The sequence below is a fragment of the Chloroflexota bacterium genome, from assembly GCA_040902225.1.
Lineage (GTDB): Bacteria > Chloroflexota > Limnocylindria > QHBO01 > QHBO01 > CF-167.
On the sequence record JBBDXT010000004.1, the window covers coordinates 515328 to 533605 of the forward strand.

General features: G+C 69.7%; 15 protein-coding genes. 12 read left to right on the forward strand and 3 right to left on the reverse strand.

What is annotated here, in order from left to right; translation table 11 throughout:
• Positions 1–36: 36 nt before the first annotated feature.
• The 3 genes from WEB29_04840 to WEB29_04850 are packed head-to-tail and all read right to left on the reverse strand — an operon-like array spanning position 37 to position 2830.
• A complete protein-coding gene (locus WEB29_04840; protein ID MEX2136275.1) occupies positions 37–1707 on the reverse strand; it encodes a Tad domain-containing protein in 1671 nt (556 codons plus the stop codon).
• Positions 1704–2240: a TadE family protein gene (locus tag WEB29_04845; protein MEX2136276.1), complete on the reverse strand. Its 537-nt coding sequence runs from the start codon at positions 2238–2240 to the stop codon at positions 1704–1706. The genes WEB29_04840 and WEB29_04845 overlap by 4 nt, the downstream gene beginning before the upstream one ends.
• A 5-nt stretch (positions 2241–2245) precedes the next feature.
• Positions 2246–2830, reverse strand: coding sequence for a TadE/TadG family type IV pilus assembly protein (locus WEB29_04850; GenBank protein MEX2136277.1), 585 nt, complete (start codon positions 2828–2830; stop codon positions 2246–2248).
• Positions 2831–2974: 144 nt separating this feature from the next.
• Here WEB29_04850 and WEB29_04855 point away from each other — a divergent pair, with 144 nt between their 5' ends.
• From WEB29_04855 to WEB29_04910, 12 genes are all read left to right on the forward strand, one after another.
• A complete protein-coding gene (locus WEB29_04855; GenBank protein MEX2136278.1) occupies positions 2975–3559 on the forward strand; it encodes a hypothetical protein in 585 nt (194 codons plus the stop codon).
• Positions 3560–3597: 38 nt separating this feature from the next.
• Complete coding sequence (locus WEB29_04860) at positions 3598–4938, forward strand: nodulation protein NfeD (GenBank protein MEX2136279.1); 1341 nt, start codon at positions 3598–3600, stop codon at positions 4936–4938.
• Positions 4931–6091 carry a class II aldolase/adducin family protein gene (locus WEB29_04865; protein MEX2136280.1) on the forward strand — a complete coding sequence of 387 codons (1161 nt, stop codon included), beginning with the start codon at positions 4931–4933 and terminating at the stop codon, positions 6089–6091. The genes WEB29_04860 and WEB29_04865 overlap by 8 nt, the downstream gene beginning before the upstream one ends.
• Positions 6092–6099: 8 nt before the next feature.
• A complete protein-coding gene (locus WEB29_04870) occupies positions 6100–7365 on the forward strand; it encodes an alcohol dehydrogenase catalytic domain-containing protein (protein MEX2136281.1) in 1266 nt (421 codons plus the stop codon).
• Positions 7366–7397: 32 nt separating this feature from the next.
• Complete coding sequence (locus WEB29_04875) at positions 7398–8294, forward strand: SPFH domain-containing protein (GenBank protein ID MEX2136282.1); 897 nt, start codon at positions 7398–7400, stop codon at positions 8292–8294.
• 17 nt (positions 8295–8311) lie between these two features.
• Entirely contained in the window at positions 8312–9238 is a 927-nt protein-coding gene (locus tag WEB29_04880; GenBank protein ID MEX2136283.1) for an alpha/beta fold hydrolase, read from the forward strand.
• 34 nt (positions 9239–9272) lie between these two features.
• Positions 9273–10463: a response regulator gene (locus tag WEB29_04885; protein MEX2136284.1), complete on the forward strand. Its 1191-nt coding sequence runs from the start codon at positions 9273–9275 to the stop codon at positions 10461–10463.
• Positions 10464–10599: 136 nt separating this feature from the next.
• Entirely contained in the window at positions 10600–12120 is a 1521-nt protein-coding gene (locus tag WEB29_04890; protein MEX2136285.1) for a YifB family Mg chelatase-like AAA ATPase, read from the forward strand.
• Positions 12117–13367: a DNA-processing protein DprA gene (dprA, locus tag WEB29_04895; GenBank protein ID MEX2136286.1), complete on the forward strand. Its 1251-nt coding sequence runs from the start codon at positions 12117–12119 to the stop codon at positions 13365–13367. The genes WEB29_04890 and dprA overlap by 4 nt, the downstream gene beginning before the upstream one ends.
• Before the next feature lie 145 nt (positions 13368–13512).
• Positions 13513–15057 (forward strand): Ig-like domain-containing protein, encoded by a 1545-nt coding sequence (locus tag WEB29_04900; protein MEX2136287.1) that lies wholly within the window; start codon positions 13513–13515, stop codon positions 15055–15057.
• A 46-nt stretch (positions 15058–15103) separates the two neighbouring features.
• Positions 15104–17299 carry a type I DNA topoisomerase gene (gene topA, locus WEB29_04905; protein MEX2136288.1) on the forward strand — a complete coding sequence of 732 codons (2196 nt, stop codon included), beginning with the start codon at positions 15104–15106 and terminating at the stop codon, positions 17297–17299.
• Positions 17292–18278, forward strand: a complete 987-nt coding sequence (locus WEB29_04910) for a tyrosine recombinase XerC (GenBank protein MEX2136289.1) — start codon at positions 17292–17294, stop codon at positions 18276–18278. The genes topA and WEB29_04910 overlap by 8 nt, the downstream gene beginning before the upstream one ends.

Here is an 18278-nt window from a genome sequence, read left to right on the forward strand (position 1 = left end):
GCAGCAACGGGACGAAGGTCCCAGAAGGGCCCTGCCTTATGGGTTGCAGACGCTGACCGTGGGTGAGCAGGCAGGGTCGAGGCGAAGGATGCCCGACGTGTCACCGACCACGGCTTCCAGGCTCAGAGTTGATGAGCCCGAGAACACGATCGTCCACGAGATGATCTGGCCCAGGACTCCCGTCTGTGGGCTATTTCCCGTCACCTGGGTGTTATCGGTCGGTGCGTACTGGATGCCGGCCACCGCCAGGGCTCCTCCGCCGGGGAGCTTGAGTTGGGGCTGTCTGTTGCTGCACGAATTGGACGGTTCCAACGCCGGGAATGGTGGCGCCAGGCAGCTGGGGTCGGGCTCGACCATGATCGACATCAGCGTCGAAGGGAAACCGCCGGTCACCACGAACCCGCCGTTCCACGCTGCAGCGGTGGCACGTTGTCCGCTGGAGTTCTGGTACGCACTGCCGAAGTTCAGCGCGACAAGCGGTGACGTATTCCCGGCGAATCCGGGGCAGTTGTTTCCGGGGCAGGTGGGAAATACGACCGCGACCCCGGGCTGATTGCCGACGTACCCGCCAACAAGCGTCGAACTGACGTCGAGCCCCTTGTCGAAGAAGTAGACCCCGGGTGTGAGGAGCACGGCTTCATCGGCCTTGCTGTTCTTCAATTGTTTGGTGTAGATCCCCGGCATGTAGCAGGTCACCCTGGTCGCCGGAAGCAGGTCCTTGATCGATGTCCCGCCCACCTTGTACTGGGCAGGCACCTGGGCCATCTCAGCCTGGCACGCCGCGCTCCCCGGCGCCCCACCGAGCATGGCATCGGAGAGACTGGCGGCCGTGTAGGTGCAGACAGCGGTGCTGGTCGTAGGGCATCCAGCGACCACGTCCGCCCGCTGAGGGATCGGGTAGTCCGGATCCTCGATGGGTGAGGAGAGCTGCGATCCGGGCGGCGGATCGCCCCACGCCTGGTAAGTGTCGTAGCGCCAAACGAAGTACGTATACGGCCCTGGTGCGGCGGGGTTCTGCAGCAGGACAGCCGAATTGATGCCATCGATGATGAGGTTGCTGTTGGTGCCGATGTCGGCGTTGTCGACCTGGACGATCGAGCCACCGGTGACATGAATGTCCTGCTCGTTCGCGTCGCTGCCATTGGCGCGCGGACGCGGCGGGCGAAGGGTGACCAGGCCGTATTGGCGACTCTGCACGATGCCGGCCACCGACGTGGTGCTCACCACCCAGCTCGACTGGCCGAAGATGCGGCCGAAGGTCAGCCCGAACGCTGGCTGGCGGATCGTGACCTGGATGCACCGATTCGGATCGCAGTCCACCCAGCTCGGGGACGGTGTGCGGATGGCCACCTCGTAGGGCGTGCCCGGCAGCGGACAGCCGGCGGGGGTGAGACAGGGCGATGCACCCATGACGCTGGGTGTCGACGTGGCCCGCAGCTCGCTGACGAGGATGTCCATGGCGTGGGTGCGCGCGTCCTGGTATTGCTGCGCACCGGGGAGCGCCTTGGACCCGGGGATCTGGAGGTCCTGCCCGCCCGCCAGTGAAGCGGCGTCAGCCACGGCGCGTTGCCAGCGATCCGCCATGTAGGCCGCGCTGACATCAATCGCCAGTCCGGTGATGCCGATCAGGATGACCATCAGCAGCGCTGCCAGAACCAGGATCTGGCCCCGCTCGCGCTGGTCTTGAGGAGCCGGCCGGTGCGTCATGGTCGCTTGGGCTCCATTCGCAGTTCGGTTGAGGATGTGAGGCAGAACCCGGGAGATCCGCATGCCGGGGCGATGAACTCGAGCCCCGGTAGGAAGATGGGGACGACGTGGTTCACGCGAACGCGGACGGTCCACACCGTCGTGTTGTCGGACGGCGGGCAGTCGGTCGCAAACGTGCTGTCTTCGGACTGCCAGTCGGCCCCCACACCTTCGGAGCCAACCGCGGCGATGCTGCTGGCCGTGGACCATGTGCCAGCCGGGTAGTTGACCAGCGAGGTGCCACGGGCGAGCTGATCGGCCGCTGCCGCGAGGGCGGTGCGCGTGGCGGGAGAGTCGCACGGGCTGATCGATTGCGTAACTGCCCATCGGGCAGTGTCGCGCGCGACCTGCGTGATCGCATTCTGGCTCCACAGGATGACGCCGAATTGGATCAGGCCGCCGATGACGAACAGGAACAGACCGATCACCAACCCGAACTCGACGAGGGCTTGCCCCCGATGCGCGCGAGGTGGTCGCCTGCGTGGTCGGTTCACGCTGATCATGGCGTCGGCCGCGCCTCCATCCGGAACCGCGCCGTGGTCGTAATGGGCAGGTAACAGCCGTTGGTGTCACACGCTCCCAAGCCGGGCAGATAAGCCAGCCCGGGCAGGAAGACCGGGGCCCGATGTGTGAGGCGCACCGTGACGTAGGCTGCCGTGGTGCTGTCCACGGTGGGGCAGGGTTCGCCGTTCTGGTACGACCAGACCACCTCGACCCACTCCGAGTTGGGTGGAGTCGCCGGCATCGGCTCGTTATCGGCGTAGGCGGTGAACGTCAGCGCGTTCCAATCCCCAGCCGCGTATCCCATCAGGCGAGACTGCTGGGCGATCGCGTCGGCCTCCGTGACCGGTTCAGGCGGAGAGGCAGTGGTTGCGCTGAGACATGGGTCGAATGCCTGCGTCGCTGCCCAGCGTCCGGTATCGCGGGCCACCTGGATGAGCGAGTGCTTGGTGGCGAAGATGACCCCGTACTGGATAATGCCTCCGACGAGCATGAGCAGGATCGGAAGCACCAGGGCGAACTCGACCAGGGCCTGGCCGCGCCGCGATCGCGCCTGTCTGTTCCACCTGGGCGTGTGGCTCACTGTTGCTCCCCTGGCGTGGACGGGTACCGTCGTACTACAGGACGAATAGGACCATCTACGCCGCGGACGATAATCCTGCGGCCTTGCAAGAGACCTTGCAGCCCGAAACTGCGGTGACAATGCGCACCCACCTAGACTCGGGAAATGGTCGAGCGCGTGCTGGTGCTGCCCCGTGCTGAGGTCCCCGGCGGGTGTCATTTCACGGGAGTCCGCGAGACCAGCGATCAGACGATGGCCGTGCTGCAGACCGCGACGGCGACCCACGGTCGCTTCATGGACCGGCCGCTCGCGGAGCAGGATCAGGCCTTCAAGCAGCTCATCCCGTATGTCGTCATCCGCGACGGAGCGCTCGTGTACCTGATGGAGCGCACCGCGGCGGGGGGCGATTCACGGCTGCACGGCAAGGCGAGCATCGGGGTCGGCGGCCATCTCAACCCGGTCGACGAGGGAGAAGACCCCCTTGCCGATGGGCTCCGCCGGGAGTGGTCCGAGGAGTTGGTGACCGACTGGGAGCCGGAGTTTCGGCTGGTGGGGATGCTCAACGATGATTCGAACCCGGTTGGATCGGTTCATCTGGGAGTCGTCTTCGAGGTCCAGGCCGATGGCCGCCCGGTCGAGGTGCGCGAGCGCGACAAGCTGACCGGTCGCTTCGCTACAGCGGCTGAGGTTCGCGCTGTGTGGGATCGGATGGAGACCTGGTCCCGCCTCGTCGCCGAGCACCTCCTCTAAAAGCGGCCCTTGGGCGGCCCACGCGTATACTCGGAAGGATGTCTCGGCTGCGGCGCGCCTTCGCGGTCGGCGCCATGCTCCTTGGTCTCGTCTCGCTGGCGGCAAGCGCTGCCGGAGCCGATGTGGGCGTGCTCAGGCTGCAGCTGACGGGCGTGATCGACCAGGTCAACGCCGCCTACATCGAGGAGGGGCTGCAGACCGCAGCCGACTCGGGCGCAGCCGCCGTCATCATCCAGATCGATTCACCCGGCGGCGAGCTGACCAGCATGGATCGCATCCTGAAGGCGATCCTGGGCAGTGAGGTGCCGGTCATCACCTGGGTCGCACCGGAGGGGGCGCGCGCCGGGAGCGCCGCCACCTTCATCACCCTGGCCGGGGACGTGGCGGCCATGGCGCCGCTCACCAACATCGGTGCCGCGTCGGTGATAAGCGGCACTGGCGAGGACCTGCCGGAGACCCTGGGCCGCAAGGTGACCAACGACGCCGTGGCGCGCATCACCGAGCTGGCGCGCGACCACGGCCGCAACGCGGCGTGGGCGGAGCGGGCGGTGCGGAACGCGGCCAGCGCCTCGGTCAGCCAGGCGATCGCCATGAAGCCGCCGATCGTGGACATCCTGGCGGCCGATACCGACGCCCTATTCGCCGAGATCGACAAGGGGACGCGTGCCGACGGCTACGCCTATACCTTCAACGGCGAACCCTTGCCGAAGCTCTCCGGACTGCCGATCAGCGACGGGACCATGAACATCGGCCAGCAGTTCCTGCACCTCCTGTCCGACCCGAACATCGCCTTCATCCTGTTCACCATCGGCTTCTACGGGATCCTGTCGGAGCTGTTCCATCCGAACCTGATCAGCGGCTCGCTGGGAGCGATCGCCATCGTGCTGGCCTTCATCGGCTCCAACAGCCTGCCCCTGAACGTAGGCGGCCTGCTGCTGATCCTGATGGGGATCAGCCTCTTCGTGCTGGAACTGCACTTCACCAGCTACGGCTTCCTGGCGGTGGGTGGAGTGGTCTGCTTCCTGCTGGGCGCCTTCGCCCTGTACACCGGCGTCGACACCGACAACCCGGTCGAGTTCACGGTCAGCCCGATCCTGATCGTGGGCGCCATCCTGCTCAGCCTCGCGTACTTCTTCGTACTGGTCCGAGGGCTCATCCAGATGCGCGCCAACCGATCCACCGCGCTCCCGATCGCAACCCTGGTGGGGGCAGGTGGGACGGCCCAGACCCTCATCGCCCCAACCGGCATCGCCTATGCTGGAGGCGAGGCTTGGTCGGCTCGCAGCCGGCACGGGGAGATCCAGCCCGGCAACCCGCTGCGCGTGGTCGCGGTCGAGGGGCTGGAACTGATCGTCGAGCCGGAGGAGAAGGATGGCTGACGCGGTCGTGACTCGATCGGGCGCGGACCGCGGAGCGTCCGAACGGCCGAACGGCGTGGCCGTGGTCGACGGCGCCGGTGGTGCCCTGACCGCCTGGTTCCTCGACGGCGTCTCGGCCGAGCTGTCGGCGCGCGGCTATCCGGTCCAGCGGGATCGCGAGCGGGATGCCACTGACATCGACCCGGACGTGCGAGTGGTGCTGAACGCGGTCGAAGCCGACGAGCCGCGCAGCTTCCGGCGCCGATCCAAGGAGATCTTCGTGGTCGGCGTGGCCGAGCTGCCCGACTCACCGGACGACATGCTGCGCGCCGGCTACCCACTGCTGGTGCGCTCGCTCTCCAACGTGTTCGTGCCGATCGCGCGGAACGGCGGCGGACCGGAGGCCTACCTGATCACGATGGAGCAGGGCTTCCACCGCATCGCCGGCGAGGCCGATGACGAGACCTTCTTCGCGCGCGTGGTCGACCGCATCGTGCCCCTCGCCGAGTCCCGGCTCGTGATCGACAACGAGTTTGTTCCCGACCTGCCCCGCGAGCTGTGGCATGGCGACGAGCACACGCAGGCGATTGCGCGCGCCGGGCAGCGGCTCGACGAGCTCGACCTGCTGCCCGCCCCGTGGCCGATCGACGAGATGCTGAGCGCCGACGAGTTGCGGCACGTGAAGCGCCTGTTCGGGATCGGCGGCCTGAGCTACGGCAACGCCAGCGAGCGCCAATCCGGCGACGACTTCTGGATGAGCGCCAGCGGCGTGGACAAGAGCAGGCTGCGCGAGATCGGACGCGACATCCTGCTGGTGACCGGCTTCGATGCCGAGCGCGGCGTGATCCGCCTCAGCGTCCCGCCCGCCGTGAAGCCGCGGCGGGTCTCGGTCGACGCGATCGAGCACCTGACCATCTACCGTGCGCACGTCGAGGTCGGCGCCATCCTGCACGTCCACGGCTGGGTCGCGGGCGCCGTCTCGACCGAGGCCGTCTACCCCTGCGGCACCGAAGAGCTGGCCCGCGAGGTGGCCGAGCTGGTCCGCGAGGCCCCCGATCCCGGCCACGCCGTGATCGGCCTCAGGAACCACGGCCTGACGATCACCGGCGAGAGCCTGGACGAGATCCTGGAGCGGGTTGGGCCGCACATCGTCCGCCAGGTCCCGATGAGCTGACTGGCGCTATGGAGGGCAGGCCGGCTCGCGGCCTTGGCCTGCGCGTCGGCGCATCCCGCCTGAACCAGCGGGCGCTGCGGTTGGTCGGTCGACGGCTGCCGGCGTTGACCGGCGGCTGGATGCCATGGCTGGCGCTCTCCCGATACCCGATCCCCGCGCCGCCAGGACCCGACTGGGTCCGGATCCGGCCGCTGATGGCCGGGATCTGCGGCAGCGACACCGCGCTCCTCACCGGAAGGGCCAGCCCCATCCTGTCGCCGTTCGCCTCGTTCCCCGCCATCCTGGGCCACGAGGTGGTGGGGGTGATCGAGGAGGCAGGCAGCGCCGTCGCCCACGAGGTAGGGGAGCGGGTGGTGGTCGACCCGATCATCTCGTGCTTCGTCCGGGGTCTGGACCCATGTCCCGCCTGCCGCGATGGCCTGCCCGCCCTGTGCCGCCACGCGGCCGATGGGTCTCTCGCGCCGGGGATGCTGATCGGGTACTGCCGCGACCTGCCCGGGGCCTGGTCGGAGGCAATGCTTGCGCATGCCAGCCAGCTGCACCGGGTTCCCGACTCGCTGAGCGACGAGACGGCGGTCCTGGTGGAGCCGCTGGCCTGCTCGCTGCACGCGGTCCTGCGCGCTCCGCCGGGGCCGGGCGAGAAGGTGCTGGTGGTGGGCGGAGGGACGATCGGGCTTGGCGTACTGGTGGCCCTGCGCATGGTAGATCCGAACGCCGATGTCACCGCGGTGGTCCGGCATCCACTCCAGGTCAGCCTGGCAGAGCGCCTGGGCGCGAGCCGCGTGGTGCTCGATCTCGGTGGCGGCGGGCCGCAGCGGGCGGCAGTGGAGGTCACCGGCGCACGCGCCCATCGGCCGATCGTCGGCGACCAGGTCTTCACGGGCGGCTTCGACCTTGTCTTCGATGGGGTCGGCAGCCGTGCCAGCGTGGACGCCGGCCTGCGGGTCGTGGCGCCCCGCGGTCGGTTCGTCCTGCTCGGCACCGCCGGGGAACTCGAGCACCTCGACCTCACGCTCGCCTGGGCGCGCGAGCTGCGGGTCATCGGCAGCTATGTCTACGGCCGGGAAGCCTCCCTGCCGGGGGCGCCGCACACCTTCGAATACCTGCTCGGCCGGCTGGCCGAACCGGGCGCGCCACCGGTCGCGGAGCTGGTCACGCATCGGTTCGGGCTCGACCGCTGGAGGCAAGCGCTGGCGGTTGCCACCGGACGCGGCCGACACGCATCGGTCAAGGTGGTCTTCGATCATGCAACGGCCTATGCTGCCCGCGACTGAACGCTGCGCCGCTCGAGAAGGGAAGCTTCTGGATGCCTGACAATCTGGTTGGCCTGGTGATCCTGCTGATCGGCCTGGCAATCCTCATCGCCCTGCTGACCACCATTGTCAACATCGTCCGCGAATACGAACGGCTGGTCGTCTTCTTCCTGGGAAGGCTGCAGGGCGGGCGCGGTCCGGGGCTGGTGCTCCTCATCCCGTTCATCCAGCAGGCGGTCAAGGTCGACCTGCGGGAGCGGTTCCTGGAGGTGCCGCAGCAGACCTGCATCACCAAGGACAACGCCCCGATCAGCATCGACTTCCTCGTCTACTCCAAGGTCTTCGACCCGGTCGAGACGGTGACCGCGGTGGTCGACTTCACCGGCGCTTCGCAGGCGCTGGCGGCGACCACCCTGCGCGCTGTGATCGGCGACATCCCGCTGGATGACGTGCTGGCCAAGCGCGAGGAGATCAACAACGTCCTGCGCTCCAAGCTCGACGAGGTGACGCACCGCTGGGGCGTCAAGATCACGAACGTCGAGATTCGCGAGATCGTGCCGCCGCGTGACATCCAGGATGCGATGAACCGCCAGATGAGCGCCGAGCGCAACCGGCGCGCCAACATCACCGAGTCGGAGGGGACCCGGCAGGCCACGATCAACGTGGCCGAGGGCGACAAGCAGAGCGCCATCCTGCGTGCCGAGGGCGAGCGGCAGGCCCAGGTCCTGCGGGCCGAGGGCTTCAGCAACGCGCTCAAGACGATCTTCGCCGCCGCCAAGGGGGTTGACGACAAGACGATGACCCTCCAGTACCTCGAGGCGCTCAAGGCGCTCGCCGCCGGCGCGTCCACCAAGTGGATCGTGCCGATGGAGCTGGCCGAGCTGACGCGGCCGCTGGCCGGGGTGATGCGGGCTGCGCGCGAGGCCGGCGAGCCACCCGCCAAGACCTGAGCGACCCGGCGAAGGGCATGGCAACGCCTCCGGGCCGACGGCGCGGGCTGATCGCCTGGCTGGGTCGGGTCGTGGCCGCCGTCACCTTCGGCTATCTCGGCTACCTGACGGTGGAGGGGTCGCGACGCATCGTCAGCCCCGGCCGCCGCCCATTCGTGCCGGAGGAGGGCGATCCCGCCACACCCGCCGACATCGGCCTCGCCTACGAGGACGTTCGCTTCACGAGCGATGACGGGGTGACGCTCTCCGGCTGGCTGATCCCCGCCGGCCGCGAGACGCGTGCGGCGGTGGTCCTGCTGCACGGCTTCTCCGGGCATCGGTTGCCGTGGCTGGCCGGTTTCGTGCCGTGGCTGCAACGGCGCTACCACGTCCTGCCGTTCGACTTCCGCGGCCACGGTGGCAGCGACGACTCTCTCATCTCGCTTGGCACGCTCGAGCAGCGCGACGTGGCCGCGGCGGTGCACTTCCTGGCCGGTCGCGGGCTCGGGCCCATCGCGCTGATGGGGAACAGCATGGGCGGCTCGGTGGCGCTCATGGCTGCGCCCGACCTGCCGGTGGCTGCTGTCGTCGCCGATGCGGCCTATGCGGACCTGCGCAACCCGATCGCAAACCGCATGCGGGAGGCTGGCTATCCGCTTGCGCGGCTGGGGGCAGGGCTCGCGCTGGCGGCAGCGAGCCTGCGAGCACGCGTCTGGCTGCGCTCGCCGATGAACCGTGTGGCACAGATCGCGCCGCGTGGACTGTTGCTGATCTCCCCCGGCGAGGATCGGCTGGTGAGTCCGCACCAGTCTCAGCGCATGTTCCGGGCTGCGGGCGAGCCGAAGGAGCTGTTCGTGGTCCCCGGAGCCGCCCATTCAGAGGCGCATTCGACCGCCCCGGAGGCGTACGAGCGCCGCGTCCTGGACTTCCTGGCCCGGCACCTGGACGGGGAAGCGCCCGTATAATCGCCCGGACCTCCATTCCGCCTCGGGGAGCTGCATGGCCACCAGAATCCTGGTCGTCGACGACGACCTGAACATCCAGCGCGTCCTCGTCTTCGCCCTCAAGCAGGAGGGCTACGAGGTCACGGTCGCGTCCGACGGCGCCGCGGGGGTGGAGATGGCTTTCGAGGCGCGGCCCGACCTGATCCTGATGGACGTGGCCATGCCCAAGCTGGATGGCTACGCCGCCACGCAGCAGATCCGCGCGGCGGAGAAGGGCATCGGCCGCATCCCGATCATCATGCTCACCTCCGAGGCCGACGTGGAGCAGCGGGTCCGGGGTCTCCGCGCGGGCGCCGATGACGACATCGTCAAGCCGTTCCACCCGCTCGAGCTGATGGCCCGCATCAAGGCGCTGCTCGCCCAGAGCGGGGGACCCACCCCCACGAGGACCGGCCCCGAGGCGCCGACCCTTGGCAGGCTGTGCGCCTTCTATCCCGCCAAGGGGGGTGTGGGCACCACCACCATCGCCATCAACACCGCCATTGGGCTGGCGCGCGAGCTGAAGCGACGGACCGCCCTGATCGACGCCAACCTCCAGTTCGGCGACCTGCGCGTCTTCCTGGACCTGGGCCTCGATACCCCCTCGATCGTGAACGCGATCAGCGAGCCTGACCTCGATCTGGACCTGTTCCGGACCATGATGGTCAGCCATCGGTCCGGGATCGACCTGCTGCTGGCCCCGGCCACCCCGGCGTCCGCCGACATCGTGGTCGAGCGGCAGCGACAGGCGCCCGCGGTGATGAGCAACCTGTTGGGTCTCTCGCGACGCCTGTACGACTACACCCTGGTCGACATGTCGCAGTCGATCGACGATTTCAACCTCCAGCTCTTCGACGAAGCCGATGTCATCTACGTGGTAATGACCGCCGACCTGTCGTGCCTCAAGAACGTGCCGTTGGTGCTCGAGACGATGGACAGCCTGGGCTACGAGAAGAGCAAGGTGCAGCTCGTCCTGAATCGGTCCAATGCGTACACCGGCATCAATGTCAGCAACGCAGAGTCGGCACTCGGCCGCAAGATCGACTACCAGGTCATCAACGAGTACCGCGGCGCGATCAGCGCCCTGAACTCGGGCGAGCCGTTCATGTCCAGCCGCGCCGATGCGCCCTTGAGCAAGAGCGTGCTGGCCTTCGCCCGGGCCATCGACGAGGCCTTTGCGACCGAGGCCGTTCCCGCCGGCGCCTGACCGTTAAGCGGCGCCTAACGAGCCGATAAGGCCCGACCCCTAGCCTCCTGCTCAGCCGGTCGCCGCCGGAGTTTGGGAGGCGAGCAGGTGTGCGGCCGGCACCTCATCCGCTTCGATCCGCGCCTCTCAAGGCGAGGTGGTGCGCTTGCTGGCCGAGACGCTCAGCGCGTCGATCATGGGCGTCGAAGGCCTGCCGGTGCGCGTCGAGGTGGATGTCGCCTTTGGTCTGCCGGCGCTCACGATCGTGGGCCTGGCGGGGAGCCAGGTGCAGGAGGCCCGTGAACGAGTCAGGAGCGCGCTACGGAACAGCGGGTTCGAGGTGCCGGCGCGACGGATCACCATCAACCTGTCGCCCGCGGACCTGCCCAAGGACGGCACGGGCTACGACCTGCCGATCGCGGTGGGGATCCTGGCCGCCTCGGGCCAGCTTCGCGACGTCGACCGACTGCGGCAGACGGCCCTGGTCGGCGAGCTGGGGCTGGATGGCGGCGTGCGCCCGGTGCCGGGCACGATGGCGCTGGCGGCAGCCTCCTTCAGCGCCGGCGTCCCGTCGCTGATCGTTGCCGTCGGAGCGACCGGTGAGGCTGCTGCGGTGGCCGGCCTGCGCGTCCACGGCGCCGCTTCGTTGGGAGAGGCGGTCGGTCACCTGGCGGGCGTGCGCGACCTGCCCGTGGCGGAGCCGACGGAGCTGCCCTCGCCTGTCCCCACGCGGCGCGGTCCTGATCTCGCCGAGGTGGCCGGCCAGGCGCTGGCGCGCCGCGGGCTGGAGATCGCGCTGGCCGGGCGCCACAACCTGGCGCTGTGCGGGCCGCCGGGGATCGGCAAGACGCTCCTCCTGCGCTGTGCGGCCGACCTGATGCCGCCGCTCGAGGACGACGAGGCGATCGAGGTCAGCCGCATCTACTCCGTGGCCGGGCTCCTCGAACGGCGCGCGCCGCTCCTCCGCGAGCGACCCTTCCGTGCGCCGCACCACACCATCTCGACCCAGGCGCTCGTGGGGGGAGGCCCGCGGGTGCGGCCCGGGGAGGCGTCGCTGGCGCATCGGGGCATCCTGCTGCTCGACGAGACGCTGCAGTTTCGATCGGATGCGCTCGACGCGCTGCGTGAGCCCCTCGAGGGCGGGAGCGTCACCATCGCGCGCGTCGACGGAGCACTCACCATGCCGGCGCGCTTCACGCTGCTGGCCGCCTTCAATCCGTGTCCCTGTGGCTGGCGCGGCTCCAGGCAGCGGGCGTGCACCTGCGAGGATGCCACCGCCCGCCGCTATCTGGCCCGGCTCTCCGGGCCGCTGCGGGACAGAATCGACCTGTGGGTGACGATGGCGCAGCCCGCCCCGGACACTGCCGCCAGCACCGATGGCATCGAGCCGAGCGAGGCAGTGACGGCCCGCATCGTAAGGGCGTGGCGGCGACAGCTGGAGCGGCAGGGCAGCGCCAACGGCGACCTGCCGGCCGGCGCGCTCCGCGCGGACCGGGGATTCGGACCGGTGGCCGCTGGCATCCTGACGCAGCGTGCGCGCCGATTCGCGATGTCGCCGCGCCGGATCCATCGCGCTGCGCGAGTGGCGCGCACCATCGCCGACCTCGCCGCGGTTGTCGAGGTGGCCCGGGAGCACATCGACGAGGCGCTGACCTACCGCGGCGCGGTGGGCTCGTGATCGGGGTCGGGGCCGGGGGACCCGTGTCGCCGGCCTTGGCAACGGCGGCCGCCGAGACGCGCTTCCGCGCCGATCACGGTGGGTGGACCGGGATCGATCTTGGCGAGCTCGAACGAGAGGCGGAGGCCCCGTACTGGATCGCCATCTCGCTGGTTCCCGGCGTCGGTCCGGTTGGCTTCGCGCGGCTGCTGCGACGCTTCGGGAGTGCGCGCGCAGCCTGGGCTGCCGGACCGGCGCTGCTCGAGGCGCTGCCCCGGGTTCCGGATGACGCGGCCCCGGCCCTCGCACGACTGCGTCGGGAAGGGGCGAGTCGCGTGGCCTCGCGGGTGGCGGCTGCGACGCGGCGGTGCGGCGGCATCATCCTGAGCGCCCTCGATCCTGGGTATCCGGCTGCGCTGAGCGCGGCCGATCCGCGGCCGCCGGTCCTGTACCTGGCCGGCGATCCCGCCTCGATGACGCGACCGTGCGTGGCGATTGTGGGAACCCGCCGCGCCAGCGGCTACGGCCGTTCCTGTGCTGCCGAGATCGCGGAGGAGCTGGCGCGAGCAGGGGTCACGGTGGTGAGCGGGCTGGCGGTCGGGATCGACGCGCAGGCGCACGTGGCCGCCGTGGCTGCCGGGGGGCGGAGCGTCGCGGTCCTGCCGTCGCCGCTCGACCGCATTTACCCGCCCCGCCATCGTGACCTGGCCGCGCGGCTGGTCGCGACCGGCGGCGCGCTGATCTCCGAGCTCGCGCCAGGCCATGCGCCGGGCAAGCCGGACTTCGCGCGACGCAACCGCATCATCGCCGGCCTGGTGCGCGCGGTGGTGGTGGTCGAGGCGCCGGATCGCTCCGGTGCGCTGCTCACCGCCGCGGCGGCGATCGATCACGGTCGGGAGGTGTTCGCGGTCCCGGGTCCGATCGACGCCATCGCGTCGCGGGGCTGCAACCGGCTGATCGCCGATCACCAGGCGACCATCGTCACCTCCGCCGCCGCTCTGCTGCATCGCATCGGCGCACAGGCCGGCGGCCGGCCAGTAAGCGTCACCAGCCTCTCGGACCCGGAGGCCATGGTCCTCCACGCGCTGCTCCAGCGCCCCGCGTCGATCGAGGAGCTGATCGGCCGAACGGACATGGCAACCGGGGCGCTGGCGAGCACTTTGACGCTCCTGGAGGCTCGCGGATTGGTCGAATCCTACGGTGGCGCGACCTTCCATCCGACCCTCGCCGCACGCCGGATCGGGCGCCCGACTGGGCTTGACAGCTGATCGGCGGGTATACTTCGTGCGCCACAAGGCAGCCGTGGGTCGTGCCCGACAGCGGTCAGCCCGTGACAGGAGTCACCGTCTATTGATCTCTATTCGCAGTGCGCGCTTCGGAAATCGCGCCCCATTCGCGTCGCTCTCGTACCAGTTGCGACGCCATCGTGCCATCACCCGCACCCTCATCGCAGCCCTCTCCCTCGTCCTCGCATCCGCCGTTTCGGCGGGCGGTGCCGCGCAGGCCGGGCTGACGACCATCCTCCCACCCCCGACCTCGATTCTGCCCGTGGTCATCGGCGTGGGAATCGGCACCGAGCAGCCCGTGACCATGGCCTTCACCCATTCGATGGATGCCGCGTCAGTCGAGGCGGCACTGTCGATCGTCCCGTCGCATCCGGTACGCCTTGCCTGGTCCGACGACGGCGGCGAGCTCCGGGTGCTGCCCGAGGGTCTCTGGTCGCCTGACAGGCGCTACGGGCTCGTGGTGGCGGGAACGGCTCGCACCGCAGGCGGCGCGTTGCTGGGCTCCCCGGCTCGCTTCAGCTTCACCACCCAGACCGCGCCTCGCATCAGCGACTTCGCGATCCACTACGTGGCGGAGACCGCCGTCCCTGTCGCGGCCATGGGCGCTACCGAGTCCGACCTGGTCGGGCCGCCGCCCGACACCGCGTCGGACGTGAGCGCCGGGACCTCGATCGAGATCGCATTCAGCGCGCCGATGAATCATGCTGAGGTGGAGCAGGCCTTCGTCCTGAGCCCCGCCACGCCGGGCATCCTCCGCTGGGCCGGCAGCACCCTGACCTTCACACCGATCGAGCGACTCGCATCGGGCGCCCGCTATGCCGTCTCGCTGGTGGGGGTGCACGACCGCGCCGGCAACCCGCTCGGCGGGGACGCATCCTTCTCGTTCACCACCCGACCGGGCGCCCAGCTGGTGCAGAGCACGCCAAAGGCCGATGCCATCGGCGTGACAACCAAGGAGATCGGCCTCTGGTTCAGCCAGCCGGTGGATGCCGCGGTGGTCGGCGCCGCGCTGCGGGTCACTGATCGATCGACCGGCGCCAAGCTGACCGGCACGACGTCATGGAACGCCTCGCACACGCAGCTGGTCTTCAAGCCGGCGCGCGCGCTGGCGGCCGGCCACCGCTTCGACGTGAGCCTGGCCAAGGGCGCCCTCGACGCCGATGGCAACGCGCTGACCGCCAGTCTGACCTTCACCACCAAGCCACTCGTCGTCGCCGTCGCACGCCCCCGCGTCTCGGTGTCCGCGCCAGCTCCCTCGTCGACCCTGGTCGGCCACGCGCTGAACCAGGTCAATGCCGCCCGTGCGGCGTACGGTCTCAAGCCGCTCGTGCTCAACTCGGCCATCTCGGCCGTCGCCAATGCGCACGCCTGGGACATGCTGCGGAACGGCTACTTCAGCCACACCAGCCTCGACGGGCGTACCAAGCAGGACCGTTTGCGCAACGGGGGCATCTCGTTCGGCTGGTCGGGCGAGAACATCTGCTACAGCAACAACGGCTCGCGGACACCAACCGGCGTGCTCAACTGGTGCCACAACCAATTCATGGCCGAGCCGTACCCTGGCTACAACAATCACATCGGCAACATCCTCGGCACGCACTACACCCGGATCGGCATCGGGATCGCCGTCAGCGGCTCAAAGGTGTACGTCGTGTGGGATTTCACGGACTAGTCCGTGCTCCGGAGCGCCCGCTGACGGGTGCTACACTCCCTGACCGATGCCCCCGAAGAAGCGTTCCAGCGGCAACCTGGTGATCGTCGAGTCGCCCGCCAAAGCCAAGACGATCGAGCGGTACCTTGGACCCGGCTACACCGTCACCGCCTCCTTCGGCCATGTTCGCGACCTCCCCCAGAAGAACCTGGGAGTCGATCTCGAGCATGACTTCGCCCCGCGCTACGAGCCGCTCAAGGAGCGCCGGAAGGAGCTCGAGAAGCTCGCCGACCTGGCGCGCAAGGCCGAGACGGTGTGGCTCGCCACCGACCTCGATCGCGAGGGCGAGTCGATCGCCTGGCACATCGCGGAGTACGCCGGCCTGGACGACGCGCACGTTCGCCGCGTGACCTTCAGCGAGATCACCAAGCCGGCCATCGAGGCGGCGTTCGCCCACCCACGCGCCGTCAACCTCGACCTGGTCAACGCCCAGCAGGCGCGGCGGGTCATCGATCGGCTGGTCGGCTACAAGCTCAGCCCGCTGGTGAGCAGCAAGATCCGGCGAGGACTCTCAGCTGGACGCGTGCAGAGCGTGGCGGTGCGCCTGGTCGTCGATCGCGAGCGCGAGATCGACGCCTTCACGGCCGAGGAGTACTGGACCATCGCGGCCGAGCTGACCCGTCGCGCGGAGAGTGGCAAGTTCACGGCCGAGCTGACCGGGATCGACGGCAAGAAGGCCCGCATCGGCTCGCAGGCCGAGGCGCGAGAGCACGAGGCCGCCCTGCGTGCCGCGGAGTACAAGGTCGCCTCGGTCAGCCGCACGCAGCAGAAGAAGTCCGCGCCGCCGCCGTTCACGACCAGCACCCTGCAGCAGGAAGCCTCCCGCAAGCTGAGCTTCGGGGCGCGACGCACCATGAGCGTCGCCCAGTCGCTGTACGAGGGAGTCGCCCTGCCGGAGGGCCAGGTCGGGCTGATCACCTACATGCGCACCGACTCGCTCTCGATCGCGAGCGGTGCGGTGAGCGAGGCGCGCGGCGTCATCGGCGAGCGATTCGGCGCCGATTTCGTGCCTGAGAAGCCGAATGCCTTCCGCAACCGGAGCCGCGGCGCTCAGGAGGCCCACGAGGCGATTCGCCCGTCCAGCTTTGCTCGCACGCCCGACAGCATGCGGGCGCACCTCAAGCCGGACGAGTTCCGCCTGTACGAGCTGATCTGGAAGCGGGCGATCGCCAGCCAGATGGCTCCTGCCCGCTTCGACCAGGTCGGCGTTGACGTGGACGCGGGGCGCTACACCCTGCACGCCGGCGCTCGCAAGCGCGTCTTCGACGGCTACCAGGCCGTCTATGTCGAGGGCCGTGACGACGAGGAGGACGAGCGCCTGGCGGTGCTGCCGGACCTGCGCGACGACGAGCCGCTCGACCTCGCCGCGGTGACCGCCGAGCAGCATTTCACCCAGCCACCGCCCCGATACACCGAGGCAACCCTGATCAAGGCGCTCGAGGAGCACGGCATCGGCCGGCCTTCGACCTACGCCCCGACCATCGAGACGATCCGCGCCCGTGGCTACGTCACCATCAAGGAGCGCCGCCTCTTCGCGGAGGAGTCCGCCTTCAAGGTCACCGACCTGCTGGTGGAGCACTTCCCCGAAGTGGTGGACATCGAGTTCACCGCGCGCATGGAGGAGCAGCTCGACGAGGTGGCGGCGGGCACCAACGAATGGGTGCCGATGGTGCGCGCGTTCTGGGACCCCTTCAGCGTCCAGATCGCCGAGGGGCGGGCCAACATCGCCAAGCAGGTCGAGCTGACCGACATCGTCTGCCCGCTGAGTGGCGACCTGCTGGTCAAGCGCTTCGGTCGCAACGGCTGGTTCCTAGGCTGCAGCGGCTACCCGGAGTGCAAGTACACCGCGCCGCTGCCCGGGGAAGAGGCCGAGGCGGCCGCGCTGCCCGGCGTGGGGGAGGAGTGCCCGCAGTGCGGGCAGGGCCACCTGGCGGCGCGCACCGGCCGGTTCGGGCCGTTCGTGGGCTGCGACCGCTACCCGGAATGCAAGTACATCAAGCGCGAGACGCCCGCCGCCGAGCGCTTCGGAGTCTGTCCGAAGTGCGGGCAGGGGACAGTGGTGACAAAGCGAGCCCGGCGCGGCCGGCGGCCGTTCTGGGGCTGCGACCGCTATCCCGATTGCGACTACGTGAGCTGGACCCGGCCGGGTCGCCCGGAGGAGGAGGGCGAGGCTCCCGCGGCAGCTGCGGCCGCAAGTGGCTGACGCGCCGGCGCTGAGCGGCGACGCCGCGGCGGCCCTGCGGCGCTTCCTGGGCCATCTCTCGAGCCGCAACTCCTCGCCGGGCACCATCCGCGAGTACCGTCGCCACGTGGCGCAGTTCTTCGCCTTCCTCGGATCGCGCGGCGTCGACTGGAAGTCGCCCGACCGCGCTACGGTGCGCACCTACCTGGGAACGCTGGCGGAGCGCGGCCTGTCCGCCTCGACCGTCGGCGGGCAGCTGGCCGCCATCCGCTCGCTGTATCGCCACGCTGCCCGACAGGGCTGGATCGACGGCGATCCGGTGGCCGGGGTCCGCTCGCCCAAGCGCCCCGGCCGCCTGCCCCGGGTCCTGTCGGTGGACGGGGCGGCGCGCCTGGTCGAGGCGCCGGCTAACGTCATCAGACCCGGCCGACGCAGGCGCGACCCCGCACTGGCGGACGCCACGGCGCGCCGCGATGCCGCAGTCCTCGAGCTGCTGTACGCCACCGGGATGCGGATCAGCGAGCTCGCCTCGCTCACCGTCGACCGCCTCGACCCCAGCCGCCGCCGGCTGCGGGTGATCGGCAAGGGGAGCAAGGAGCGCGAGCTGCTCTTCGGCGAGCCGGCAGCCCGCGCGGTGCGCGCCTACCTGGCGTCCGGACGTCCGACCCTGGCCGCCCGCAGCAGCAGCCCGGTTGCGGCGCTCTTCCTGAACAGCGCCGGCGGACCGCTGACCGCGCGGGGGGCTCGCATGATCGTGGATCGCTGGGTGACGGCTTCCGGCGCCCCGGCCAGCACCTCGCCGCACACGCTCCGTCATTCGTTCGCCACGCACCTGCTCGAGGGCGGAGCCGACCTGCGCACCGTGCAGGAGCTGCTCGGCCACGCCAGCCTGGCCACGACCCAGATCTACACGCACCTCTCCGACGCGTCGTTGCGCACGGCCTATCGCTCCGCGCACCCCCGATCGGGCCGGACCGGCTCCGCCCGCCCCACAGAGTGA